Annotated in this window: 22 protein-coding genes; 19 read left to right on the top strand and 3 right to left on the bottom strand. The window is 59.8% G+C overall.

Going from position 1 to position 26184, the window contains the following annotated elements; genetic code table 11:
* Positions 1–309 precede the first annotated feature (309 nt).
* From ONB25_10005 to ONB25_09995, 3 genes are all read left to right on the top strand, one after another.
* Positions 310–882 carry an isoprenylcysteine carboxylmethyltransferase family protein gene (locus ONB25_10005; GenBank protein ID MDZ7393211.1) on the top strand — a complete coding sequence of 191 codons (573 nt, stop codon included), beginning with the start codon at positions 310–312 and terminating at the stop codon, positions 880–882.
* Positions 883–1215: 333 nt separating this feature from the next.
* Entirely contained in the window at positions 1216–2010 is a 795-nt protein-coding gene (locus ONB25_10000; GenBank protein MDZ7393210.1) for a sugar phosphate isomerase/epimerase, read from the top strand.
* Positions 2011–2082: 72 nt separating this feature from the next.
* Entirely contained in the window at positions 2083–2715 is a 633-nt protein-coding gene (locus ONB25_09995; protein MDZ7393209.1) for a corrinoid protein, read from the top strand.
* A gap of 311 nt (positions 2716–3026) precedes the next feature.
* On the opposite strand, the gene ONB25_09990 is transcribed toward ONB25_09995, so the two are convergent.
* Positions 3027–4040: a peptidylprolyl isomerase gene (locus ONB25_09990; GenBank protein ID MDZ7393208.1), complete on the bottom strand. Its 1014-nt coding sequence runs from the start codon at positions 4038–4040 to the stop codon at positions 3027–3029.
* 259 nt (positions 4041–4299) lie between these two features.
* Here ONB25_09990 and ONB25_09985 point away from each other — a divergent pair, with 259 nt between their 5' ends.
* From ONB25_09985 to ONB25_09945, 9 genes are all read left to right on the top strand, one after another.
* The gene (locus tag ONB25_09985) at positions 4300–5832 is read left to right on the top strand and encodes an ABC transporter substrate-binding protein (protein MDZ7393207.1); all 1533 of its coding nucleotides are present in this window, start codon (positions 4300–4302) and stop codon (positions 5830–5832) included.
* Positions 5829–6704, top strand: a complete 876-nt coding sequence (locus ONB25_09980) for a sugar ABC transporter permease (protein MDZ7393206.1) — start codon at positions 5829–5831, stop codon at positions 6702–6704. Before ONB25_09985 ends, ONB25_09980 begins: the two co-directional genes overlap by 4 nt.
* On the top strand, positions 6701–7534 hold the full coding sequence (locus ONB25_09975; protein ID MDZ7393205.1) for a carbohydrate ABC transporter permease: 834 nt from the start codon (positions 6701–6703) through the stop codon (positions 7532–7534). The genes ONB25_09980 and ONB25_09975 overlap by 4 nt, the downstream gene beginning before the upstream one ends.
* 30 nt (positions 7535–7564) lie before the next feature.
* Positions 7565–10057, top strand: a complete 2493-nt coding sequence (locus ONB25_09970) for an NPCBM/NEW2 domain-containing protein (GenBank protein ID MDZ7393204.1) — start codon at positions 7565–7567, stop codon at positions 10055–10057.
* 231 nt (positions 10058–10288) lie between these two features.
* Positions 10289–10894 (top strand): HAD family phosphatase, encoded by a 606-nt coding sequence (locus tag ONB25_09965; GenBank protein MDZ7393203.1) that lies wholly within the window; start codon positions 10289–10291, stop codon positions 10892–10894.
* 60 nt (positions 10895–10954) lie between these two features.
* The gene (locus ONB25_09960; GenBank protein MDZ7393202.1) at positions 10955–13456 is read left to right on the top strand and encodes a YfhO family protein; all 2502 of its coding nucleotides are present in this window, start codon (positions 10955–10957) and stop codon (positions 13454–13456) included.
* A gap of 10 nt (positions 13457–13466) precedes the next feature.
* The gene (locus ONB25_09955; GenBank protein ID MDZ7393201.1) at positions 13467–14669 is read left to right on the top strand and encodes a HAMP domain-containing histidine kinase; all 1203 of its coding nucleotides are present in this window, start codon (positions 13467–13469) and stop codon (positions 14667–14669) included.
* 28 nt (positions 14670–14697) lie between these two features.
* Positions 14698–16668, top strand: coding sequence for a S9 family peptidase (locus tag ONB25_09950; protein ID MDZ7393200.1), 1971 nt, complete (start codon positions 14698–14700; stop codon positions 16666–16668).
* A gap of 66 nt (positions 16669–16734) precedes the next feature.
* Complete coding sequence (locus ONB25_09945) at positions 16735–17496, top strand: SDR family oxidoreductase (protein ID MDZ7393199.1); 762 nt, start codon at positions 16735–16737, stop codon at positions 17494–17496.
* Between the two features lie 62 nt (positions 17497–17558).
* Here the strand turns inward: ONB25_09945 and ONB25_09940 are convergent, their stop codons facing one another.
* Both ONB25_09940 and ONB25_09935 read right to left on the bottom strand, forming a co-directional pair.
* Positions 17559–18374, bottom strand: coding sequence for a ZIP family metal transporter (locus tag ONB25_09940; GenBank protein MDZ7393198.1), 816 nt, complete (start codon positions 18372–18374; stop codon positions 17559–17561).
* A gap of 51 nt (positions 18375–18425) precedes the next feature.
* Positions 18426–19289, bottom strand: a complete 864-nt coding sequence (locus ONB25_09935) for an SDR family NAD(P)-dependent oxidoreductase (GenBank protein ID MDZ7393197.1) — start codon at positions 19287–19289, stop codon at positions 18426–18428.
* Positions 19290–19779: 490 nt separating this feature from the next.
* Here ONB25_09935 and ONB25_09930 point away from each other — a divergent pair, with 490 nt between their 5' ends.
* The 7 genes from ONB25_09930 (at position 19780) to lpxK (ending at position 26135) form a co-directional block, all read left to right on the top strand.
* Positions 19780–20445 (top strand): DUF502 domain-containing protein, encoded by a 666-nt coding sequence (locus tag ONB25_09930; GenBank protein ID MDZ7393196.1) that lies wholly within the window; start codon positions 19780–19782, stop codon positions 20443–20445.
* Between the two features lie 41 nt (positions 20446–20486).
* A complete protein-coding gene (locus ONB25_09925) occupies positions 20487–20930 on the top strand; it encodes a hypothetical protein (protein ID MDZ7393195.1) in 444 nt (147 codons plus the stop codon).
* Between the two features lie 140 nt (positions 20931–21070).
* A complete protein-coding gene (locus tag ONB25_09920; protein ID MDZ7393194.1) occupies positions 21071–22204 on the top strand; it encodes a dipeptide epimerase in 1134 nt (377 codons plus the stop codon).
* 24 nt (positions 22205–22228) lie between these two features.
* Positions 22229–23227 carry a Gfo/Idh/MocA family oxidoreductase gene (locus ONB25_09915; protein ID MDZ7393193.1) on the top strand — a complete coding sequence of 333 codons (999 nt, stop codon included), beginning with the start codon at positions 22229–22231 and terminating at the stop codon, positions 23225–23227.
* A 42-nt stretch (positions 23228–23269) separates the two neighbouring features.
* On the top strand, positions 23270–24415 hold the full coding sequence (gene lpxB / locus ONB25_09910) for a lipid-A-disaccharide synthase (protein MDZ7393192.1): 1146 nt from the start codon (positions 23270–23272) through the stop codon (positions 24413–24415).
* Positions 24416–24418: 3 nt separating this feature from the next.
* On the top strand, positions 24419–25078 hold the full coding sequence (locus ONB25_09905; protein ID MDZ7393191.1) for a lysophospholipid acyltransferase family protein: 660 nt from the start codon (positions 24419–24421) through the stop codon (positions 25076–25078).
* Positions 25059–26135, top strand: coding sequence for a tetraacyldisaccharide 4'-kinase (lpxK, locus tag ONB25_09900; protein ID MDZ7393190.1), 1077 nt, complete (start codon positions 25059–25061; stop codon positions 26133–26135). The genes ONB25_09905 and lpxK overlap by 20 nt, the downstream gene beginning before the upstream one ends.
* Positions 26136–26184: the final 49 nt, after the last annotated feature.

Below are 26184 nucleotides of genomic sequence, written 5' to 3'. Positions count from 1 at the left end.
AGATGTATCGGTGGTGAGCCAGAAGGTGGCGCTAGTGCGCTGACGGCGGCTGTCTCCAGGATGGGTTGGAGCGGGTTGGTTGCGAAGGGCCGCGAAGCCACCGCCGACAAGCGCTGCTCTTTCCTGCGCCCGCGCAGTGACCTCTTCCATCCAGTGACAATTCACGGTGGTGCGGCGTGGGCCGTCTACGTCAGCCGGGGCAAGAGATGTGCGCCGGCTTCCGTGTGCGGCAGGCGCATGGGCTGTCCGCAAAGGGGACCCAGCTGCGGTATAAAAAGCTAAAGCTACATTACCCGCTGAGGAGAGCGAGTGAATATCGGCAAGTTGTTCTTCAAATACCGCAGCTTTACCCCCGTGCCACTGCTCATTGCCGCGCTGATCCTGGCTAAGCCTTCACTTACCACTTTTCTCGTTGGTCTTGCGGTGGCGCTCGTAGGGGAAGCGATCCGTCTCTGGGGCGTGCTCTACGCCGGCAGCGCCACCCGTACCACCGGACGCGTAGGAGCAGACCGTCTGGTGACCGACGGGCCCTATGCCTATGTCCGCAATCCCCTGTACGTGGGCAACTTCCTGCTCAGCCTGGGCATTTTGGTCATGGCCTGGCCGTGGATGCCCTGGATGCTCCTGGTGCTGGTAGGTCTATTTGCCTTGCAATACGGTTCCATTGTGCGCGAAGAGGAGCACTTCCTACGCGCCAAATTCGGGGCAGAGTATGACGAGTACTGCCGCCATGTGCGGCGCTGGCTACCCTCCCTGCGTGGCTTCTCCAACACCGAGCCTTCCCATCCAGTTTTCCGGAAAGCATTGCGTTCGGAGCACAACTCGCTACGGGCGCTGCTCATCGTCACCCTGCTCATTTTGGGGCGGTGGTTGCTGCTCTGAGCCAGCCGCCTTCCGGAAAACCTCATCTCACGCAAAGGCTGCCAAGTACCGCCAAGGCTGCCAAGGGGATCTTCAAGGGATGTGCACTGCGCTCTTCGCGTTGCCTTTGCGTCCATTGCGAGAATCTCCCCTCACGTAAAGGCCGCCAAGTACCGCCAAGACTGCGAAGGTGATTCTCAATGGATTCACGTTGCGCCCCTCCTTTGCTCCGCATCCTTTGCAAGGAACTCGAAAGTGCACCAGCGAACTTTTCATTGACAGGGCGGATTTTTTTTTGTATTTTTGCAGTCGAATTTTGTCTGCATCGCAGGGTACATGAGCGCAGAGAGGGTCATGAAGCTCGGCATCGTGTCCGATGAAATCAGCCTTGACTTCAGGGAGGCCGTTTGCCACGGCTTGCAGTGGGGGATCGAGGACTATGAGCTGCGCTGTTTGCGCAGCGGCCGCGTGCCTTACATAAGCGAACAAGACCTCGCCGACGTTCTGGCCATGAAGAAGGAGCGGGGCATCAACATCACAGCGGTCTCCCCCGGCATGTTCAAGCTCACCCTTCATGACCGCCAAGGACTGCAGCGAGAGCTCACCAAGGTTCTTGACGACTCAATGGCCCTTGCCGAGCGTGTGGGGACTAACCTCATCATCACCTTTGGCATAATGCGCGCCGAGGGCGACGAGAACGGCTATCAACACGTGTTGGACCTGTTCGGCCAGCTGGCGCGCCGGGCCGAACAACACGGTTTCATGCTGGCCGTAGAAAACGAGCCAGGCTTCTGGTGCGATACAGGGTCGGGCACGGCGCGCGTGCTGCAGGCCATCAACTCCCCATATCTGATGGCCAACTGGGACCCAGGCAACTCTTTTACCGGGGGGGAACGGCCCTACCCGGACGGCTATCGCGCCATACGGGACTGGGTGATCAACATGCACGTCAAGGACTATGTGACCACTGACGACGGCTATAAGGCGGTGGTAGTGGGACAGGGGGAAATCGATTACACCGGCCAGCTCCAGGAGTTGGCCCGCGATCGAGCTCTGCACCACATTACTTTGGAAACACACTGCGAGCCTCTGTTGGAGACTTCGCGGCAGAGTGCCGCATGGCTTCAGCGCATTCTGGCCGCGCTCTGAGGTCATTATGCGGTCCGGCCGCACAGAAGGAACTCACAGTGAAGGTAGCAACGAGCTGAGAGGAAACTTGTCATGACTCTACTCCAAGAGCTTTCAGAGAGCATCATCCGCGGTAAGTTACCCGATGCGGAGCGCTTGACCACGCAGGCGCTGGCGGAAGGGATCCCCCCTGCTGAGATTCTCAACAAAGGTCTCATTGCTGGCATGAACGTGGTTGGCGAAAAGTTCAAGAACAACGAGTTCTACGTTCCCGAAGTCTTGATCGCCGCGAGAGCCATGAAGGGCGCCATGGCCATCCTCAGGCCCAAACTGGTGGAGACCGGCGTCAAGCCAATCGGTCGCTGTGTGCTGGGCACGGTGAAGGGCGACCTGCACGACATCGGCAAGAACCTGGTGGGAATGATGCTAGAAGGGGCCGGATTCGAAGTCATCGACCTGGGTGTGGACGTCAGCCCGGACAAATTCATCGCCACCGCTCAGGAGCGCCAGGTGCAGGTGATTGGCCTTTCGGCCTTGCTGACCACGACCATGGTGAACATGAAGGGTGTAATCTCGGCCCTGGAGGAGAAAGGGGCGCGCGACCGCTTCAAGGTCATCATTGGCGGCGCACCAGTGACGCAGAGCTATGCTGACGAGATCGGCGCTGACGGCTACGCACCCGATGCCGCATCGGCAGTGGAAGTAGTCAAAAAACTGGTGGCCTGATCGGCGTCGTCTACGTGAGGAGCGGTCAGAAAGATACCGGCCTGAAGGCCCGCCACTGACAGTATCTACCAAGAGCCCGGCAAATGAGAAAAGGCACGCCTCCGCTTGGACGTGCCTTTTTCACTTTAGGGGTTTCCCCCTCCCCGCAGAGCCCTTCTTTGTACGCGAGTGAGACCCCTTCTATGGGCCACGCCCTGCCAACGACACCGCTGCCCTCTGATCCTTGGCGCTGAATGTGCGCCTCCTCCTTGCGAGAACTGGAACCTGGACTTGGGTCTTGGGGCTCCTGAGCGTACGAGGACCTCCCCCATTCATACGCGCGCTACTCGCCAGCGGGCGTCCTTGCGCAGGCGCTCAAGGAACTGCTGATAGACGGGCACGCGCTTTTTCGCCCGGCACTCACTGACGAGCCAGGGCCGAATCTCCTCCAGAGGTCGCGGGTCCTTATGCCTTTCCACCACCTCCAAGATATGGTAGCCATATGGCGTGGCAATGAGGTCGCTCACCTGGCCAGGAGGCAGAGAAAAGGCCGCGCTGTCCAGAGGTTCCACCAACTCGCCGCGGGGGACGTGCTCCATTAACCCGCCATTCTCTTTTGTGTTGGCATCGTCCGAATAGAGTCGGGCCAATTCGGCCAAGGGCTCACCTGCGCGCGCCCGTGCCAGTACGCCCTCTGCCTTGGCACGGATAGCCTGCTTGTCCTCCTCTACGTGCCCCTCGGTCAGGAAGAGAATGTGCCGGAATGTCGCATAACGCTCCTCTTCGTAGGCCATCCGGATATCCTCTTCGGTGGGTTCGATAAGCGGTGCCAGCTCCCGCTCCAAGTAGCGCGCGATCAGCAGAGAGCTTTCCGCTTCGGCACGCAGAAAGTCCAAGTTCACCCCTGAGCGCTGCAAAAGCAGGTGGTACTGCTCAGGTCCGCCGAAACGCTGGGCCTGTGCTTCCATCACGCTATCCACCTGCGCCGGGGAGACGGAAATGCCCGCTTCCCTAGCAGCACGCATCAAGAGCTTCTGCTCCGCCAATGTCTCTGCCGTTCGCAGCACTGTCGCCTTCACTCTTTCTGGGGGCATGGTGCGGAAGCTCGCCGCACTTTCACCCATTTTGTTCACGAGGTACTGCATGGCATCGCCGGTGGTGACCCGGAAATAGCGCGTCCTAATCAGCGTCCGATTCTCGTCCGGATCGAGAAATGGCAACATCCGCGCCAAGTCGTTAGCCAGGACATACGCGGCGGAATTCGGCGCCAGCTTATCGCCGCTTGGTCGGCTGCACGAAAGAAGCGTTGCCAGCAGAAAAAGTGTTCCTCGAAAGACCCTACGCATTCCTTCCTCCTTGCGCTTCGTCACGTGCCGATGTGCATCGCCTCGAAGAAAATTATGCAATGGTGGTGACTATCGCAACTCATTTCTTCGCCCTGGCCGTTTTTTTTCTTGACTCTGAAGCAGAAGTTGTTATATTGGTGCGCAAGAAAGATGGAACGCTCAGAACATTGGGTCAACAACCACTAAACATCAGGAGCATAGGCTGACTAACCGGATTTCCCCCCGGCTCAAGCGCCCTAGCTCCAGGGCCACCGTATGCGTGCTGATACTACTCACTGCGTGCCCGAGCTGCACCATCAAGCAGGCCGATAACGGTGGCGGGGAGTGGCGCTGGAAACACCCGCCGTCTTACGGCCGTTCGCTGAACCCCGGCAGGCCACATCTGATTCAGGTGGCGGCAGGGGAGTATCGTCCTGGCGCCCGCCCGCAAGCAGTGGGTCCACCCTTGCGTGCTTTTCGGCAAGTGGCAGACGAATACGAGCGCTTACACCCTGACGTGAGCATCGAGTTCCTGACCCAGCTGATGCTGCTGGGCGGCTCGGAGGGAGAATGGGTGCGCACGCAGCTTCTCGGCGGCGTCGCGCCGGAGATCGTGCAGCTAAACACCGAGGCCGTGTGGCCCGATATCGAGCAGAACAAGGGCTGGTGGATAGCGCTCGACCCCTATCTGGACATGCCCAACCCCTACGTGCCAGGCAACCAGCACTGGCGCGATCTGTTCATCAACCGGCCCCTCACCGAGGCCAAGCGCGCCCCAGACAAGAAGCTGTACTGCATCGTGTACGACCTAGTCGAGACCGGCATTTTCTACAATCAAGACATCTTCGACTCGCTGTCCCTTGTCCCTCCCAGCACCTGGCAGGAGTTCATCCAACTCCAAGAGAAGCTGGCCGCCGCGGGTTACGTTCCCTTGTTAATCTCACCGCTGATGCACCATGATTGGGCCCAAGACCTTATCTTCGACCAATGCTACTTCGAGCTGCTCGATGTCATCGACTACAAGAAGGCTTCCCCCTTGGAAGAAGAGTATTACCAAGGCTACCTTCTGCCGGAGGAGCTCTGCTGGCTGATGAAAAAGGGGTGGTTTGCACCTGACAACCCTCGCTTTGCCGAGATATGGCGTTTGCTGCGCCAGTGGCGCACCTTCTGGCAAAAAGACCTCACCAATACCGATGGCGTTCGCCTCTTTGTCACGCAGAAAGCGGCGATGTTCTGGAACGCCTCCTGGTTCGTGCGACGTCTGCTTCTCGACCCGCTGGTCACCTTCCGCTGGGGAGTGTTTTACCCACCCCCTATCAGCAAGGCCGAGTCACCTTATTGCTGCGGAGCCGAACAGTGCGTCATCGGCGGAGCCGGGATGCAATTCCATGTGACGAGACGGGCTGTCGACGATGGCGAGCTGGACCTAGTGGTCGATTTCCTCATGTTCCTGACCACGCCAGAGAATAATGCGCGAATTGTCAATGAGGCGGGGTTGTTTGTGCCCAACATCCGCGGGGCACCGCTACCGCCGATGCTCACGCCCTTCGCCGAGATCATCAAAAGGCGGTATTGCACGACGAAATGGAACTACTCCCTGGGGCATCGCTTTACCGATCATCACCAGCGCATGATTCATCTCTTCCTGGAGGACGGGATCACCCTTGAGGGACTGATGCGTGAGATGGGGCGTTACTTCCGTGAGACTGCCGACCGGTTGATCGCTGAGAACGGCTGGCCAGAACCGGAAGGGTTGCCCACGTGGTCACCAGAGGTCGAGGCCCAACTGCTGGCTGCGAGGAGAAGGCCATGACACGGCGCGCGCCAAGGGGCATCTACCTGGCATTGCTCCCTTCTTTCGCTCTGCTTGCCGTCTTCAACTATTGGCCCATCGTCAGTGCGTTCGTGCACAGCGTCTACCGATGGGACCCCGGCGGGACGGAAGACTACGTAGGCACCGAGAACTTTGCGCGCTTACTGGGCGACACCGTGGTCTGGAAGTCGTTCGCCAATCTGGCGCTGGTCATGGTGGTAAACTTGACCTTGAAGATCGCCGTGCCGCTCGTCATGGCCACCCTCATCTTCCACCTCGCGGAAGAGCGATGGCGCTACCTCTATCGCGTGTTGTTCGTGGTGCCCATGGTCGTGCCGGCCATGGTGGTTATTCTGCTCTGGCAGTTCATCTATGCAGATTGTGGGCTTCTGACGAGGTTACTGCAGGAACTGGGTTTGGGCCAGTGGGTAAAGGGTTGGTTGGGAAGCCCACAGACTGCGCTTGGCTCGGTGATCGGAGTGGGCTTCCCGTTTGTCTCGGGGTTTGCCCTTTTGGTCTTTTACGCTGGGCTGCTCAATATCCCCGAATCCGCACTGGAATCCGCGCGGATTGAAGGGGCAGGGTGGTGGTATCGGTTCTGGCGCATCGAGCTGCCCCTGTTGATGGGACAGATGCGAGTCATCGCCGTTCTGACCATGATCGGCACCATGCAGGGGTACGAGCTCTTCCTTATCCTCACGCGCGGCGGGCCTGGTTATGCGACGATGGTACCAGGCTTGTGGATGTACCTGTGCGGTTTTTCCTTTAACGAGATGGGATACGCCTGCAGCATTGGCGTGGTGCTCTTTGCGGCTATGTTGGGGCTCACTGTTCTTAATCTCAGATTCATGAAACAAGAGGAATTGACGTGAGAAAGACTTCGTCATCTGTGCGCGCGCAGCTGCCCCTCCACTTGGTGCTATGTTGCGCCCTGGCCCTCACGTTCCTCCCTTTCGCAGTGATGGCATTGACCTCGCTCAAGAGTATTCCGCAGTTCTACCGCAACTTCTGGGGCGTTTCCACTCCCTTGCACTGGCACAACTATGCGGAAGCATGGCAGAATGTCCGCCCCTATCTGGCCAACAGCGCGCTGGTGAGTGGCGCGTCTGTTGCCGGGGTGCTGGTGCTGGCGTGCCTTACTGCTTATGTGTTCGCTCGTTTCACCTTCCCAGGCAAGAAAACCCTCTTTTTGGTTCTGCTTGCCGTGCTCATGGTCCCCGGGGTACTCACCTTAGTGCCTGCGTTCATGGTAGTCCGGCAATTGAGGCTCTTGAACTCGCATTGGGCCCTAATCCTCCCGTACATCAGCGGAGGGCAGGTATTTGCCATCTTCCTTTTGCGCACCTGTTTTGAGGCCATTCCTCGTGAGCTGTTCGATGCCGCTACCGTGGACGGGTCGAGCGAGCCGCGCATCTTGTGGCATGTGGTGCTGCCTCTGTCGAGGCCTATGCTCGGTGTGGTCGCCATTATGAATCTGCTCTGGACATGGAACGAGTTCATGTGGCCCTTTGTCACCCTTAACGATGCCCGCAAATTTGTACTGCCAGTGGGGTTGCTGGCCTACAACACCTCTCTGTACGGCTCGCAATACCCGGTGCTGTTTGCTGGCTACATAATTGCCTCGCTGCCGCTCCTGGTGCTCTTTGCCTTGACCACTAAGGCCTTCATGAAAGGGATGACTAGCGGAGCCCTTAAGTGCTAATCTGATCAAAATGCCATGCTGGAGGAGCTGATGAGCAGGTTTATGGTGCTTGCAGTGGGAATGCTCGTGGGGACGGCGCTCTTCTCCTGCGCCCGCTCTCCGCAACGCCACGACCGCCACTTGTCATGGCCACACCCGATTCCATGCCGCATCGATGACCACGAGCATCCGGATGTTTTCGTCATGACTCTTGGGCCCGTGGAGACAGCCTTGGCCCAAGGGACGTTCCACCCTGACCAAGACCTGGTGGAACTGACCGACGGCACGCGGATTGCGGACTATTTTTGCACACGGCTGGGAATCACCCACTATGCTCCGATTGACAAGTCCCGGTTTCCCCTTCCTCCTTCTGGGTGGTGCTCGTGGTATTTCTACTACCAGGAGATTAGCGCCGAGGAGGTGCGTCGAAACGCGGCCTGGTTGGGGAAGAACCTCAGACCCTACGGCGCGCGCTACTGCCAGATCGATGATGGCTGGCAGGGTACAGGTCACGGAATGGGAGACAATCGCGACTGGACCACCATTGACCGGCGTTTTGCAGAGGGGATGGATGCGTTAGCTGGGTACATCAGGGCCCAAGGTCTTGAGGCAGGGTTGTGGCTTGCGCCCCATGGCCAAAGCAATCCGGAGGTGGTGCGACGTTCTGGGGCCTTCCTGGTCAAGCCCGACAGCAGCAGTGCCTCGGAAACATGGGAAGGCATGTACCTGCTCGACCCGTCCACGCAAAAGGGTCATGCCTACTTGCACGAGCTCTTCGCCAGGCTGCGGTCCTGGGGCTACACCTACTTCAAGATCGACGGGCAGCCGATTGTCATTGACGAGTACCGGGCAAAGCGCCACTTTATGCGGCAGCCGCAGGAAGAGCCAGAAGAACTCTATCGCGCTACCTTGCGCACCATCCGGCAGGCTATTGGGCCAGAGTCCTACCTCCTGGGATGTTGGGGCATCCCCCTGGCCGGGGTAGGTCTCATGGACGGTTCGCGTACTGGCGGCGACGTGCTCTGCGACTGGCGCGGCTTCTTGACCGCTGTGGATGCCACCATGCGCTGGTATTTCCTGCACAACATCGCCTGGTACTGCGACCCAGATGTGATGCTGGTACGGCCGCCACTCACGCTCGACATGGCCAGGGCCTGGGCCACGCTCCAGGGCCTCACCGGGCAGGCGCTGATGGCCAGCGACCGTTTGCCCGACCTCCCTGCCGAGCGCGTAGAAATCCTGAAACGTGTCTTCCCAGCGGTGGACGTTCGTCCCTTAGACCTCTTTCCCTCCTCTGGGCGCAAGCCAATTTGGGACCTGAAGGTGCGTCACCTCGACCGCGACTATGATGTGGTGAGCGTTTTCAATTTCGATGAACATCGGCCCCTGTGCCTGCTCCTGTCCTGGCGGGACCTCGGCCTACCCGAGCAGTCCCTGATGCATGTGTACGACTTCTGGGCGGAGGAGTACGTCGGCTGCTGGGAGGAAGGTATCTTCGTGCATCTTGCCCCGGCTTCGTGTCGTGTCCTGACCCTTGTGAAGGCAGAAGACCGTCCACAACTGGTCTCCACTAACCGCCACATCACACAGGGATGGGTGGAACTGCAAGAGCTTTCCTACGACCCCAGCACCATGACCATCTCCGGGAGAAGCGCGCTGGTGGCCGGAGACCGCTACGAGCTGCGGTTTGCTTTCCCCCGAGCCGGGGAGACATTCCGCATCAAGACAGCACGAGCTGAACGGCTGCCCGTTCAGGTGACCAACCACCAGGGGTGGGCCACGTGTACCTTCACCAGCCCACGCTCGCGCGAGGTGGCGTGGCAGGTGAGCTTTGAACGAGCAGACCATTATGCGTACCCGGTAGAGCCACCGCGACGTGTGCGCGCTCGACAGATTGAATTGGACGGCGTGGCACTGAGCTGGGAACCGGTGTACAGCCTAAATTGCGGCTATCTTGTGTACCTCAATGGTGCGCTACTCGGATATACGCCCTTACCGAGGGTCGAACTATTGGGGCTGGACCACCGCCGCAAGAACACCGTGACGGTGGCCACGGTGTGGTACGATGGAACCACCAGCCAAGCCTCCTCCGCCCTCGACCTGAGCGAGGTGATACGCCCGCCTGAGCAGATTTGGCTTTCCGACGTCCGTCCCACCCGGTCCACATGCGGGTGGGCAAGCGTACAGATGGACGCAAGCGTGGAAGGGAACAACATCAGTGTAGGAGGGAAGAAATTCGCCAAAGGGATCGGCACCCACGCGGTGTCTGATGTGGAGTATCGGCTTGGTGGGAACTTTCGTCTCCTGGAAGGTTGGGTAGGCGTGGACGATGAGGTGCCAAAGGGGCGAGGTTCGGTAGTATTCCAAATCTATGGTGACGAGCGACTTTTGTGGCAGAGCGGGGTGATGCGGGCAGGTGATCCCCCACGCCGCTTTCAGGTCAGCGTGGGCGGCGCGCAGACTCTACGTCTGCACGTCGCCGATGCGGGCGATGGAATTGATTACGATCACGCTGATTGGGGGGAGGTAATACTCAAACCTTGAGATACGGGCGTTCCTGCGGAAGGGTCAAGCCTGGTGGACGATTTCGCAGAATCCTGCGATAGGTTGTGCGCTGGGCCTGCCCGGCACCGCCGCAGAACCGGGGCACAGCACGGCACCGAACTAATTCTCACCCCGGTGGACGTTTCCCTTGACTTTTGCCATGCCCTTTTATAACTTTGGCCAGTCACAAGGAAAGCAGCAGCCGGCGAACCTGGTGTTAGTGGCCAAAGCATGATCAAAGCGGTCTTGTTCGACCTGGGGGGAGTAATTGTCAACGTTCACCTCGAGCTCTTTCTGCAACGAGCGGCCGAGAACAGTCCTTGCACGCCAGAAGAAATCGGGCAGCTGGTGCTCAATGCGCCGCAGACAAAGCAGTATGAGCTGGGACTTCTTTCGACCTCTGGCTTCTATCGCTGGGTGCGGCATGTCCTGCGCCTAGAGATGAGCGAGCGCCAGTTTGTTCGCGCCTTCAGCGATATTTTCTCGCCCAACGATGCCGTTCTCCAACTTTTGACGCAGCTCGATGGGCGTCTGCAGGTGGGAGTCATCAGCAACACCAACGTGGCCCACTATCGCTGGATTGCCAAGCACGTCAAGCCTGTGTGTGCTCTTAGTCCGGCGGTGTTATCGTTTCGCGAACACTTGGCCAAACCTGATCAGGAGATCTACGCCCTGGCGGTGGCCCGCGCCGGCTGTACCCCATCCGAAACGGTGTTCATCGACGACCTGGAGCCGAACGTGGCTGCCGCACGTGCCACCGGGATGAACGCCATTCTCTATGAAAACCCGGACCAGCTTAAGGCTCAGCTTCAGGCTCTGGGGATTGCACTGACATAGGCATTTCTCGTCAGCGCCAGCTCTGTACTCTGGCGCTTCACTTTGCAATGAGGTCCTATCATGGGAAAAACAAAACAGCATGCCCCCGCGGTCCAGGCACACCCTTCATTGCTGGAGCGACGCCCCCTGGCACTCCTGGTCGCGGTCGTGGTGGTCCTTCTCTGCCTCGTGTACGGGCAGATCATTTTCTCGGGCAAGACCCTCCTACCCCCGGACAAGCTTACTGCCGACTCCACGGCTCCATTCGTCAAGGACGCGCTGAGGCGCGGGATTTTCCCTTTGTGGACTCCGTACATTTTTAGTGGGATGCCATCATACGGCAGCCTGCTGAGCGCGCCACGAGTGAACCCCATCGACTCGGTGTTCAGGTCCGTCCTCGCGGCGCTCCACCTTCCTCCATTTGTCTTTATTCTGCTAAACTATCTGCTCTTTGGCTCCCTGGTCTTTCTTCTGCTGCGGAGCTGGAAGGTCCACCCGGCGGCGGCAATGTTCGCCGGGATCTCCACCGTGTTCGTGCCCCAGTTCGTCGCATTCACTGCGTTCGGGCACAATACAAAGTTCCTTACACTAGTTCTCATCCCCCTCGCTCTCTACCTCACCGATCTGGTTCTGAGCAAGCGACGGGTGGTATACGCTGCGCTGCTGGGGCTGGCCATCGGTTTTCAGCTCCTGCGCGCCCATCTCCAGGTGTCCTATTACACGGCGCTGCTTATCGCCTTGTACTTCGTGTACCAGAGTATTGCCGCTCTCCGCGACCGCCGCGGTTGGCAGCCTATTTGGAAGGGCGGGCTCCTTCTGGTAGGAGCCGGCCTGCTCGGCATCATGCTCTCGGCCGTGCTCACCTTGCCCGTGTATGAGTATTCCCATTACTCGATCAGGGGAGGAGCCGAGGGAGGGCTTAACTACGACTATGCCACTGCATGGTCCTTCTCCCCCCTGGAGATGATTACCTTCGTCGTTCCATCGTTCCTGGGCTTTGGCGGGGAAACCTATTGGGGGAAGATGCCCTTCACCGACTATCCCCTCTACTTCGGGGTGGTGGTGCTTTTCTTTGCGGGCTTGGCCCTGGTGCTGCGTCGGGACCGCCAGACTATCTTTTTGACCCTTGTCGCGGTCTTGGCACTGCTTGTGTCTTTCGGCCAACACTTCCCCCTCCTCTACAAGCCCATGTTCCACCTCCTCCCCTTTTTCAGCAGCTTCCGCGTGCCCAGCATGATTCACATCGTCCTGGATATTGCCATGTTGCTGCTGGCTGGGATAGGCTTGCACGAGGTTCTCGCCTGGTCGACCCGCCAGGGCAAGCATGTGCCCCGAAGCGTGTCCACCTATGCAACGGCTTTTCTTGGACTGGTGGGTCTAGTGTTCCTTTTCCTGCTTGTGGGCAAAGGGGCGTACATCTCGCTCGCTGGGAGCTCACCGCGCGAGCTCACGGTCGATGTGCGCACCGCAGCCTACAATCGAGCCCTACTGGACGCGTTCTTGGCCCTCGTCTTCTCTGGAGTGAGCGCAGGCATGGTGATGCTCGGTCTTCGCAGAAAGGTGGGCACCATGCTCATCGCGGCGGTGGTTACGGGAGCTGCCGTCCTTGACCTTTACCTGGTCGACGCGCGCATCATTCATCCCAGGGACCGTGACGACGAGCGGGCCTACTTCGCCAAGACCGAGGCCGTGAAGTACCTCCAAGGGGATCCGGACATCTTTCGCATCTACGCGGCTCCGGACAACCGGACGCCGAATTGGTACATGTACCACAAGATCCAGAGCGTGTTCGGGTATCATGCGGCTAAGTTGCGCATCTATCAGGAGTTCATTGAAGAAAGCGGCCTGGACCAGCGGACATTCCCCGGCATTCCGCCGCTCTTTGCCAAGTACTGGCGGCTTATTTCCCACCAGGGCAGGCCCATGCTCCAGCCGGTCCATCCGGGCACCATCTCACCGCAGCGGATCGCGGCAGACAGGGCCTTCCTGGACATGCTCAACGTCAAGTACGTGGTCTCCTACTACGACCTGCGCGATGAGCAGTTCCATAAGGTGTTGGACGACATGCCCAGCGTCTTCCTCAACACCAGAGCCTTGCCGCGAGCGTTTTTCGTCGACAGCGTGGTGGTCATTTCAGGGCGGAATCGCATCTTCGAATTCATGAAGAGCGGGCAGTTTGACCCCCATCGCATGGCGGTGATCGAGACGCAGCCGCCCTTCACCATCAGCCCGGCGGCGGGAAATCAGGTCCGGGTAGTCTCCTACGACATCCATGACATCGAGCTGCAGGCCCAGGTGGCTGCCCCGACGCTTTTGGTCGTGAGCGAGGTCTTTTACCCAGCTGGCTGGAAGGCCTACGACAATGGACGCCAGGTGCCGATTTACAAGACAAACTATGTGCTGCGCGGGCTTTTTCTGCAGCCGGGCGAGCACAGGATTAGATTCTCCTTCAGGCCCGCTTCATTCCGGCTGGGCCTAAGTCTAAGCATCCTGGGCCTCCTCCTTGCCGCCGGCGTGGTTGGCTACGAGACCGTTCCCGTTTTGCTGAAACGCTGGCGCCCCGGCGCCTCCCAGTCCAAGTAGGAAGAACGGGATGGTCAATACTCTCTACACGAGGACCGGACGGTTCAAGGGGCTGCTCTTCGTGTTGGTCGCAGGCTCGGTAGTTGGCCTGCTCCTCTACACGCAGCAGCTCGTTGCCAAGCTGCGGGCCGATGCGCGGCAAATCGTCACCCTCTGGGCCAATACTTACGAGAAGATCATCGGAACGGAGAACGACGAACAGAGTAGCGAGCTCATCGGCTTCTTTTTTGAAGAGGTCATCATGCGCATCAACTTCCCGGCCATTCAGACCGATGTGTCCAATGAGCCGCAGTATTGGAGAAATGTGGGTCTGGACGAAAATGACCGCTCGCCGGCGACTTTGGCGGCGGTAAAGAAAATGTTGCGCAACATGGCCAGGGAAAACGAGCCCATCGTGATTCGGGCAGCCGGCCAAGACCTCGGGTACATCTATTACGGGGACTCGCGTCTTATCACCCACCTCCGCTACTTACCCTATGTGGAGATCGCGGTGGTGAGTTTGGTTGTCCTGGTGGCCTTTGTCGGCTATAGCTCCATCAAACGGAGCGAGCAGCGCTTTCTGTGGGTCGGCATGGCCAAGGAGACCGCACACCAGTTAGGCACACCCATTTCCTCCCTGATGGGGTGGCTGGACCTCATCAAGCAGAGCACGAGCCTAGAACAGGTAGCGAAGACCGCGGCGGAGATGAGCAGGGATGTGCACCGCTTAGAAAAGGTGGCCGCGCGATTCTCCCAGATTGGTGCCCGCCAGGAGCTACGGCCGCAGCCGCTGGCAGAGATCCTTGGTGAGGTAGCCGGTTATCTGCGCCGGCGTCTGCCGCAAATGGACACCAGGACGGAGATCATCGAAGACTACCAACAAGTGCCAGCCACGCCTGTGAACCGGGATCTGATTGAGTGGGCGGTGGAAAATCTGGTGAAGAACGCCCTTGAGGCATTGCCCGAAGGTGGCGGCGTGGTGACCATTTCCCTGGGGCTGGGAGAGAAGGGGCGCACCGTCTATATCGACGTGAAGGACACCGGCAGGGGTATCCACTCCCGCCACCGCCGGGAAATATTCAAGCCTGGCTTCAGCACGAAGCGCCGCGGGTGGGGGTTGGGGCTGAACCTCGCCAAAAGGATTGTGGAGGACTATCACCACGGCAAGCTCTTCATCAAAGAGACAAAAGTCGGCGTTGGCACAACGATGCGAATCGTATTGCCTCTCCGCTAAAGAAGGAGAGACCTCAGGAGGTGCTGTAATGAGAGCTGGCTGGGCGCTACTGCTGTTACTGCCTCTGTGGGCCAGTCTGCATGCGCAGACGCCTCTGACGGCCCGGGACGCCGTGGCACTTCGCTACCCGACCCAGGCCGTGATCTCACCTGATGGCTCCAAGGCAGTGCTGAGCGTGCGTGAAGCCGACTTTGCCGGGCGCCGATTTGTTTCCCATCTGTGGCTTGCCACGGCCATGGGCGACTCTCTTCGCCAGTTCACTACGGGCGATGGCAGCGATTGGGCTCCCTCTTGGTCTCCGGATGGTGAGTTTATCGCATTCTTGTCAGACCGCTCCCTCGGGGGCCGAGCTCCGTCGGCTGAGCGCACGATGCGCTTGTGGCTCATCCCCGCCTCTGGGGGTGAAGCGGTATGCGTGAGTGGGTTAGAGGAGGTGGTTGCCTATCGCTGGTCACCAGTGGGCAGAAGGCTCTACTACGTCGCCCGGCAGCGTTCCGCAACACACGAGGGAGATCCCATTGTCTTCCGACCAGCTGGAGCGCCAGACGAGTTGTGGGCGGTGGACCCACCTGATGGCACACCACGGTGGGTTGCCGATTTGGGGCCGGGAGTGAGCGAGATAGATGTTTCGCCGGAGGAGCGATGGGTTGCTTTTTCTACAAAGGCGGACGCCACAGGTCGAAAGTCTATTTCCTCAGTCAAGCTGCTTGATCTGTCCACAGGGGAAACGCGAGAGGCAACCCTTTCTGGCCTGTCCCTTTCCTGCCCCCGCTTTTCCCCAGACGGGCTATCTCTTGCTTGTCTCACGCCAGCCCAACCCGAGGTGGTGTGCAGCCAGAGCGAACTCGTCAGTGTGGACCTCGTGACCAGCCGTCTGACCTGGCTCACCAAGCAACTGGACTTCGCGGTGAGTGACCCTGTGTGGGCGCCAGATGGGCGCTCCGTGTATGTGCGCGTCGCAGTTCGGACCAACACGTATGTCTACCAAGTCTATCTGGACGGCAAGCGCATCACCAGTCTTCTTCGTGACGTAGGTGTGACAGGGAGCTTAAGCGTGGCAGCTGACGGCCAGACGATTGCTTACCTTCATGAGGATGCACAAACCCTCCCTGAGCTTTTCTTCCGCTCCAAAGCCAAGGAGCAGAAGCTGACGGACTTTTCTTCTCAACTAGCCCAATTCTCTCTGGGTAACCAGGCGGTGATCCGCTATCAGAACGAGGGCCACGAACTAGAGATGGTTGTCGTCTACCCGGTGGGCTACGTGCCGGGCCTTCGCTGTCCGGTCATTCTCTTCGTCCACGATGGACCCTATGACCGCTTCGTAAACGCTTTCCGCCAGAAGTTCCTCTTCCAGGTCTTTGCCAATCGCGGCTATCTGGTAGCCGCACCGAATCAGCGCGGGAGCGCTGGTTACACAAATGATTTTGCTCAAGCCAGCCGCTTGGACATCGGCGGTGGCGACTATCGAGATCTCATGGCTGCAGTCATGTACCTGGACGATCTCGGTGTGGGTGATTTCGCGCGCATGGGCATCATCGGGCTCGGCTACGGGGGCTATATGGTCAATTGGGCAGTCACCCAGACGGACCGCTTCCGGGCTGCGGTCTCCTTGTCCGGCGTGTTCAACTTAACCTGCACTGGTGGCGGCCCCGAGCGCGACGCGTGGAACCTCACCTACCTGGGTACACACTGTTGGCTGGACAGTAAGCCCTACGTGGAGCGCTCACCCCTTTTCTACGCTCGGTTTATCGAGACCCCTGTCCTGCTTCTCCAGGGTGAACAAGACCGCGTGGCAGATGGCGAGCACGCGGAAGAGATGGCGCGAATCCTCACTGCCCTGGGGAAGAACGTGGACCTAGTGGTCTATCCGCGCGAAGGTCACTGCCTGGACAGCGACCCTGAGCACGTGGTCGATTGGATGGAACGAATCTTGGCCTGGTTCGACCGCCACGTCTTGACCGCAGCCAGTTCGGGGGATGCGGCGGGCAAGGAACCCTAGGTCCCGGCAAGAGATCCTTCCTTCTGCCCCAGGGAACGCCCTGACTCAGCCAACGTGCAGGACTTGATGCAGAGAGGGCGCATGGAGCTGAAGCTCAATGGGCAAGTGGCACTTGTAACCGGTGCTGGCGGCCTGATCGGGGCGGCAGTTGCACGGGCATTGGCGCAGGCCGGTGCGCGCACAGCCTTAACATACTTCAGCAACAGAGCTGCTGTCGAGAATCTCGCGGCCGAATTGCGTGAGATTGGCAGCAAGGTTGTCCTTGTGCGCGCCGATGTGACCGTTGAGCGCGAGGTGAACGAGGCAGTTCTTCGGGTGGAGCAAGAATGGGGACGCGTGGACATCCTCGTCAACGTGGTGGGGCACTATCTGCGGAAGCCCCTTGCAGAAACCACAGCCGCGGAGTGGCAGGACCTCCTGCAAAGCAACTTGACCAGCGCCTTCCTCGCGTGTAAGGCTGCTCTTCCCGGCATGCGGCGCCGGTCGCACGGTCGTATCATCAACGTAGGGCTTGCCGGCCTAGAATCGGGTCGGGGCTTCGTGCACATCGGCGCCCACGCCGTTGCCAAGAGCGCACTCCTTGCTTTCACTCGCTCCCTCGCCAAGCAGGAGGCCCCCTATGGCATCAGCGTGAACTTGGTGTCGCCCGGGTTTGTGGAGGACCCCACGATGTCTGCGGCCGAGCGTCAAGAGCTTGCAAACCGCATCCCCGCGGGCCGTCTGGCTTCTCCTGAAGAGGTGGCAAATGCGGTCCTCTTTCTGGCCTCTTCAGCCGCCGCCTACATCACCGGCACCAATCTGGAAGTAGCTGGGGGCTGGGGGCTGTAGGACCCTTGAGCCTCGCCGTCCGCACCGCGACGCACGATGGTAGCTGCCGGCGCGGCCCCTCTTCATCCAAGTGCCACATCCAGCACCATCATCATCACAAAGCCGATGACTAGACCCCCCGTGGCTAAGTGAGTGTGCTGGCTGCGCTGCGATTCTGGGATCAGCTCCTCCACCACCACATAGATCATTGCGCCTGCCGCAAAGGCGAGGGCATAGGGCAGAAGAGAGCGTATCGCCATGACGGCGGCGGCGCCAACCACGCCTGCAACCGGTTCCACTACACCCGACAGCTGTCCCCAAAAGAAGCTTCGGCTGGCGCTCAGGCCCTCTCGGTGTAAAGGCGCGGATACCGCAGCGCCCTCGGGGAAGTTCTGCAGGCCAATGCCGATTGCCAGGGCCACCGCGCCTGCCAGCGAGGCCGAGGGTATGCCAGCAGCCGCAGCCCCGAAGCTCACCCCCACGGCCAGACCCTCGGGAATGTTGTGCAACGTGATGGCCAGCACCAGCAGAATGCTCCTTTGCCAGCGGGTCCTCAGCCCTTCGGCCTCCTCAATGGGGAAGCCAAGGTGCAGGTGAGGTAGAACCCGGTCCACGCCGCCGAGAAAGGCTGCGCCCAGAAGAAAACCGACTGCTGCGGGCAACCACCCTTGCCCGTTATCCGCAGAGGCCAGTGCAATAGCCGGCTCAAGCAAGGACCAGAAGGTGGCGGCGATCATCACCCCTGCGGCAAAGCCTAGCATGGCATCCAGCACCTTCTGGTGCACACCATGAACCACAAACACAACACCAGCCCCGAAGGCAGTGAGGAGCCACGTACCACACGTGGCCACCAAAGCCTGCATCACCGGACCCTGGACAATGAACCAATCTTTCACCATGCGCCTTGATCTCCTGGAGAGGGTTTCTAGTCTTCGGCGATAGACATCAAACTACGTACGCCACGCCATGACCTTGTCCAGAACTGACTGAGGTAGAAGTTCCGCCAGGGCCGCCGCCCGGCCCATGTAGCCCACCGTGTAACGAGCGCGCGGCCTTGAGGCAATCAGTGCTCTAAGCACCACACGAGCCACCACTTCCGGGTCGCTGCGCTTGCGGTCAAATTCCGCCAGCTCGTCCAACTCACGGTGTAGCGCCGCGGCGTAAAGCTGGGCACGCTCCGCAGGCCACCGCCTCAACTGATCCCTCAGCTCCTCGGCGGTCCTCGTTACCGCTGCTGTTTCGATTCCGCCACAACGCACCATGACCACCGGCACATGCCATGGCCTCAACTCCAATCGCAAGGTGCGCGCCAAGCAGTTGACGGCAAAGTCAGGCACGTGGATGCTTCCGACGAACGGGATCGGAATCAACCCCGGCGTCACAATCCACACGATCCGCCCCTGCGCAGAGCGGATACGTGGAAGCAGCGCCTGAAGCAGCGCCAGAGGGGCGGCGACCCTGACCTCCATCTCCCTCCGGAGCACCTCCACGTCGAGCAGTTCCAAGGGAGCAATCGAGCCACCGCCAGCGTTGTTCACGAGAGCATAGAGGCCGGGCAATCCCTTTTCCTGCAGGATTGCCTCGACGTTTTCCACCGCAGCCGCAACTTGTCCGGTGTCGCTCAGGTCCAGCGGGTAAACGGGAATGATTCCGTCCTCCTTTGGCAACGCCGCAGCCTGCTCCTGGCGCCGCACCGTGGCCAGCACCAGGAAACCATGGCGCGCCAAATGCACTGCCACGGCTCGACCAATGCCAGATGAACACCCCGTCACCATCACCGCCTTCCCGTCGGTCCCACCATGTGGTCTTTCCATGTGCGAGCACCTCCTGCGGCTCCTGTGGTCTCTGCATGCATTCGCCTTCAGGCCCTCGGGCCAGACCTTGAGCAACGGTTGTTATTTAGCAAAAAGTGGTCTCTTATGCAAGCCCATTTTTCAGCGTTAGTGGGAACCCGCTCTTTCCCCGCATGGGATAGGTCAACGCAAGAAGTGGCGTGCTTTGCCCCGGTCGGCCCAAGATTTCGATTGATTATGACCAGGGCACTGTGTAAATTTGTTGCGGTCCCCCAATAGAAATTACTTGTGCAGCGCTTCGCCTACGGGAACATTTTGGCAAAGCGAGCGTTAGTCCTGCGCGCGAACGACCACGGACGGACACGATGAGGACGCGAGTGGGGGTCTGACCACTCAGCGTAGGATCGAAGGAGAGGCCGGTAAAGCTTCACGGTTGCCGTGCCCCCATAAGCATTGCAGCTGCCATATGCGGGCCCCAATGCCTTGAGAGAGGTGAGATGTGCGGGAGTCGATGAAAAAGTTACGTGACAGGTTCGTAGCCGGCCTTTTGGTTACAGTGCCGCTCGTGGCCACCTTCTTGGCGCTGAAGTTCCTCTTGGGCGCCATCGACGGACTGGTGGGACCATTGCCTCAGCGCCTGTTTGGCTACGATGTGCCAGGATTTGGAATCCTGGTCACCGCGCTCGTAGTGCTCATAGTAGGTCTTCTGACGGCAAATATCGCAGGGCGGCGCATGATCGCCTGGGTGGAAAGCGTGGTGCAAGGCATACCGCTGGTGAGTAACATCTATGTCGCTGCAAAAGAAATCACTCAGGCCGTATCGCACCCCAACAAGTTGCTGTTCAAAGAAGCGGTAATGGTTGAATACCCCCGCAAGGGGATATATTGCTACGGGTTTATCACGAGCGAGACCGTGCGAACTTCCGGCGAGGAGGTCTTGCGGCTGTACAACGTCTTCATCCCGAGCGTGCCTGTGCCGACTACGGGCTGGCTGGTCGCATTCCCCCACGACCAGATCACGAGGCTCAATCTTTCCGTGGAGAGGGCCCTGAAGCTTATCGTTTCTGGCGGCATCGTCGCTCCGGCGGAGCTGAAAACTAAGACCGTATCGACGGAGCCTCACTTTGCTGAGCCGCAGACGCCACCGGCGCATGAGACGGGGGTAGGTCCCGCATGAAAAGGTCGCTCTGAGAACGGAAACCCGGCGCGATAACACTCATGGTTGACTACCAAAAACCCGGAAGTCGGGCGACCTTAAGGCGGTCGCTGGCACCAGCGCTGTTTCCCAGCTTATGGAGCAAGTTTTTCACCCCATCGCTCCAAGCTCGCACGCGTGGCAGCCTTCTGTTGGGCATTGGCTATCTGCTTTCTCCCCTTTCGTGGTGGAATGACGCCGCGCTGAACATACCCCTTGCCTGGGTGATGGCCAGCCTCGTGGAACGGCTCATTCCCATCGGCTTCGCGGCGCTCTTTGTGGCCATCTACTGGCTATCCAACCTAGGCGGCATGCTGCTCATGCATATCGGAGGAAAAGAGCTCTTTGGGGCCCAGTTCACCGGCCGAAAATGGTTGGGCGTGTTAGCCACTACTGTGCTTTACACCGCAGGTATTCTCCTGCTCCTCAAGAGAAAAGTACTTGGCCCCCTGCCAATTCAGTTATGACGAGAACAACACGAGGCCAACGCCCGGGGCTGGTGCACCCACAATTTTCCTTTGCGTTTTTGCAAATATTCGCTATCTTTTTCTAGGCCATGATTGTCTAAGCGGGGTCAAAATGCCAGGTGGGAGGAGAAAAAATGCTTATGTCACGCAAAGAGTTTTTTGAGAAGAGCGGCAAGGCGGCCTTGGCTGCGGGTGCGCTGGGCGCGGGCCTTACCACGATTGGCCCTGCGGGTTGCGCTTCCTCGTCCGGCCCTTTCAAATTAACCTACAAAACCATTCGCCTCCATCTCAAGCATGCCTGGACCTTGAGCCGCAACACCAGCACCTATAAGGACAACGTGTTCGTCAAGCTGGAAAAGGACGGCATCTTTGGTCTGGGCGAGGCTGCGCACAATGTCCGCTACAACGAGACTCTGGAGTCCACTATCCAGACCATTGAGTTAGCGCGCCCCATCGTGGAGACCTGCGACCCGTGGACCTTTGTCCACGTCGGCGAGGCCATCCAAAAGGTGTGTGAGGGGCAGACGGCCGCCAAGGCAGCTCTGGACATGGCTCTGATGGAGTGGGTCGCCAAGCGCCTTGGTCTCCCCTTCTACCGCTTTTTGGGGCTGGACCCGAAGAAGGCACCCCGCACCACTTTTTCCATTGGCATCGACACCCCGGACGTTATCAAGGAAAAGGTACGGGAAGCAGAGCCCTACCCCTTGCTGAAGGTCAAAATGGGCGGCCCCAACGATGAAGAGATTATGGCCGCCATCCGCAGCGTTACCGACAAACCCTTGCGCGTCGACGCCAACGAAGGGTGGAAGGATAAGGAGGTAGCCATCCGCAAGATCGAGTGGCTGGCACAAAACGGTGTGGAAATCGTGGAGCAGCCCATGCCCAGCTCCATGCTGGAAGAAACGGCCTGGGTGCGCGAGCGGTCCCCCCTGCCAATCATCGCCGACGAAAGCGTCAAGAGTGCCAGCGATATTCCCACCTTGGCCCAAGCTTTCGACGGCATCAACATTAAGGTAGACAAGGCCGGCGGCCTGCAAGAGGCGCTGCGCATGATCTGGATGGCCCGCTCTCTAAAAATGAAAATCATGCTGGGATGCATGATCTCCAGCTCTCTCTCCATCACCGCTGCCGCCCACCTGTCGCCGCTGGTGGACTACCCGGACCTGGATGGCAACTTGCTCATTGCCAACGACCCGTTCCAGGGGGTGCAAGTGCGGGATGGCTGGCTCATCTTGCCTGACGGCCCGGGCTTTGGGGTGAAGGGACCTTTCTAGTTCTACTCACAGGCAGGAGGGACCGTGGAAAAGTTGCCCATAGGGGTGATTGGCGTAGGCAAGCTCGGCACCTACCATTGCCAGGCGTTGGCACACCTACCAGGTGCCATGCTAGTGGGAGCGTACGACTGCAGCGAGGCGGCCCGACATCAAGCCTCGTTGACTCTGGGGGTCACCGCCTTCCCCAATATGGAGGAGTTGCTGGACAGGGTCGAGGCGGTGGTGGTGGCAGTGCCTACCGTAGCGCACCTGGAGGTCTGCCGGCAGGCGTTGGCGCGCGGTGTGCACGTCTTTGTAGAAAAGCCTATCGCCACGACAGTGGCCGAGGCCGACGAGATGATCGCTCTGGCACACCAGCACAACCTCACCCTGCAGGTGGGACACATCGAGCGGTTCAACCCGGCCATCCGCGCCCTGGAAGGAATCGAACTTGCCCCTCTTTTCATCGAATCGCACAGGCTGGCACCCTTCGACCCACGCGGCACGGATGTGGCAGTGGTGTTGGACCTAATGATTCACGACATCGACATCATCCTCAGCCTGGTGCGCAGTGAGGTAGACCACATTGCGGCTAATGGCGTGGCGGTGGTGTCGCACGAGCCGGACATCGCCAATGCGCGCATCCAGTTTGCCAACGGGTGCGTGGCCAATGTGACTGCCAGCCGTATATCCCAGCGCAAGATGCGAAAGATGCGCCTCTTCCAGCGCGACACCTACATCTCGATCGACTTCTTGCTGCGCATCACCGAAGTCTTCCAGTTGGTTGATATCGAGGCGCCCGAGCCGCCCCAGAGTTTTTCCGCCATCTTGGGGCAGATCGACAAAGGTGCCCGGCGGCGCAAGGTGCTCTACACCAAGCTCACCCCCCCGGAGCAAGATCCCTTGCAAGCCGAGCTGGAGGACTTTATCAGGGCGGTACGCACCGGCGTGCCCCCGCTGGTCACAGGTGAAGATGCCCGTCGGGCCCTCAAGGTGGCCAGTGAGATTGTCTCCATCGTCAAGCAGGGGATGCCTGTCAATTGAACCACACCCAAACGGGCGAAGCGGTGGAGGGTGGCATCCTTGGTGCATAGACGATGCCTAGTAATCGCTGGGGAAGCCTCTGGAGACCTGCACGGCAGCGGCCTCGTGCGCGAGCTGCGGCGCTTGGACCCTGAGGTTGAGCTGTTTGGCATAGGCGGCGAGCGGATGCGCCAAGCGGGCATGAAGCTGCTGTTTCATGCCGACAAGATGGCGTTCATCGGCTTTGCCGAAGTGTTGAGGCACCTACCCGCCCTCCGCAGCATCTTTGCCCAGACCCTGGACGAGGCGGTCCGCCGTCGGCCCGACTTGGTGATCCTCATCGATTATCCAGGCTTCAACCTTCGCTTCGCTGCCGCTGCTAAGCGGCATGGTCTGAAGGTTCTGTACTACATCGTGCCCCAACTCTGGGCCTGGGGCATGGGGCGGTTGCGCACCATGGCCCGCACCGTCGACGCGGCGGCAGTAATCTTTCCCTTCGAAAAAGACCTCTTTGCTGACGCGGGCATTCCTACCACGTTTGTAGGCCATCCTTTGCTGGATGTCCTGCACGTCGACTGCGACCGGGAGGCCTTTTTCCGCCGCTACGGCCTTGAGGAGCATCGGCCCCTGGTGGCCCTCCTGCCGGGCAGCCGCCCCCAGGAAGTGCGCGCTTTGCTGCCGGTCATGCTCCAGGCAGTGCGCGCCCTGCGGGCCCAGATGCCGCACATCCAGGCCCTCGTGGCTCAGGCAGACTCCCTCAAAGATGAGCTCTACCTCTCCCTCCTCGCGCCGGATGATCAGGTGACTCTGGTCCGCAACAACACCTACGCAGCCGTCAAATATGCGGATGCGGCGGCGGTCGCCTCGGGCACCGCCACTTTGGAGACCGCTTGTCTTGGCACACCGTTCGTGCTGGGTTACAAAGTCTCGTGGCTGTCATACCAAATGATGCGTCGGATGATCACGATCCCCTACATCGGCCTGGTAAACATCGTAGCCGGTCACCAGGTGGTGCGCGAGCTCGTGCAAAAAGATTTCCGTCCTAGCCTGTTGGCGGATGAACTGGTTTCGCTGCTCCAGGACGGAGTCCGCAGAGAAGCCATGCGCCGCGAGCTGCACGCAGTGGCCGAGCGACTGGGCACTCCAGGTGCGGCACGCCGGACGGCCGAACTGGCCATGCGTCTGATGGACGAACGCCGCGAAGGGTGATGGATGACGGTGCACTGGCCTCGGCTCAAGTTTGTGCTGGCCACTAAACTGGGGTGGCTTTTCATCCTCGCGATGGGGAAGTTGGTCCGTGTGCGGGCAGTGGGCCTCCACCGCTGGCGGCAGGCGCTCGCCAGCGGGAAGGGCGTGCTGGTGATGATCTGGCACGGTCGCGTCCTTCTGCCCATCTATCTCCACCGCAAGCAAGGGATTATCCCCATGATCAGCCTCCATGAAGATGGGGAGATGATCGCCCGCACCGTGCAAAGGCTTGGCTACGGGACGATTCGCGGCTCCAGCACGCGCGGAGGCCGCGAGGCCTTCCACGAGATGTTGGCCGCGCTCAAGAAGGGCGCCGTCTGTGCCATCATGCCCGACGGGCCTCGGGGGCCGCGCCACTACCTGAAACCTGGCGCCATTCACTTGGCGCATCGCTCTGGCGCCCTCTTGGTGCCGGTCACCTTTTCCTGCGACCGCCCCATTTTTGCCAAGAGCTGGGACCGATTCATGCTCTGGCGCCCTTTCGCTCGTGCGGTCATATTCTACGGCCATCCGATTTCAGTGCCGCCGTCTCTCACCGATACGGAGCTGGAACAGCTTCGCCAGAGGGTTGAAGAACAAATGATCGCTTTGGAGAGGCAGGCCGATGGATATTTTCGCTCGTAAATGGCCTGCTGCCTTCTTGCTCCCTTTGAGTCTTCCCTACGCGCTGATCACGTGGCTCCGCAACCGTCTCTACGACAGCGGTCTGATGCATCAGTGCGCCCTCCCTTGCCGCGTCGTTGTCGTCGGCAACCTGACTGTGGGCGGCACAGGGAAAACGCCCATGGTGGAGCTGATTGCCCGTCTGCTGCAGCAGCGCGGCGAACGCGTATGCATCATCAGCAGGGGTTACAAGCGCACTCGCGGTGGATTGGTGGTGGTTTCCGACGGCCAGCGGGTGCTTGCGCAACCTCATGAAAGCGGCGACGAACCCTTCATGCTGGCGAACAGGTTGAAGGGCGTGCCGGTCATTGTGGACCGCGACCGCGTACGCGCTGGCCGCATGGCCATCGAGCGATTCTCAGCAGAAGTGCTGGTTCTGGACGACGCGTTTCAGTACCGTCGCCTGCGACACGACGTTGCCATAGTCCTTGTGGACGGTCGCCGCGGCTTTGGCAATTGCTGGCTCTTGCCCGCTGGTCCACTGCGTGAGTCCCCGCGCCGTTTGGCCTCCGCCACCCTGGTGGTGCTCACGCGCCTGAGCAATCCGGCCGATGGCGAGCGGTGGGCCGCTACCGTCCGGCGCTTTACCCAGGCGCCCATAATTGCCGCGCGCCACGTGCCCCAAGAGCTCTGCAGCGCTGGCGGAGAGCACGCCGAACTGACCGCGCTCCGCGAAAAACCGATCGCCGCCTTCTGCGGCATCGCACAGCCGGACTCATTTTTTGCCCTGCTGGAGCAAGTCGGGGCCCATCTTGTCTGCCGCTTTTCCTTCCCTGATCACCATCGGTATTCCGCGCGCGATCTTGCAGCGCTGACACGGATCGCCCTTCAGCAAGGCGCCGAGTGGCTGGTGACCACAGAGAAGGACCTGGCCAGACTCCATGGCCAGGACTCTCCCCTCCCCTTGTGGTGCCTGCGCATTACCATGCAGGTAGACGACCAACAACCGCTGCTGCGAGCCATTACCACCCGGGGCTACCACGAGGAAGGTGCGATTTGTTGCGAAAAAAACACTTGAAATCTTTGGCAAAGTTTGCTATTATTGGTGCACAATTCGCCAAGCCGTT

The organism is candidate division KSB1 bacterium (assembly GCA_034506335.1).
Taxonomy (GTDB): domain Bacteria; phylum Zhuqueibacterota; class Zhuqueibacteria; order JANLFK01; family Oleimicrobiaceae; genus Oleimicrobium.
Note: the sequence above shows the minus strand (reverse complement) of the source record. Positions and strands in the feature narration are given on the sequence as shown.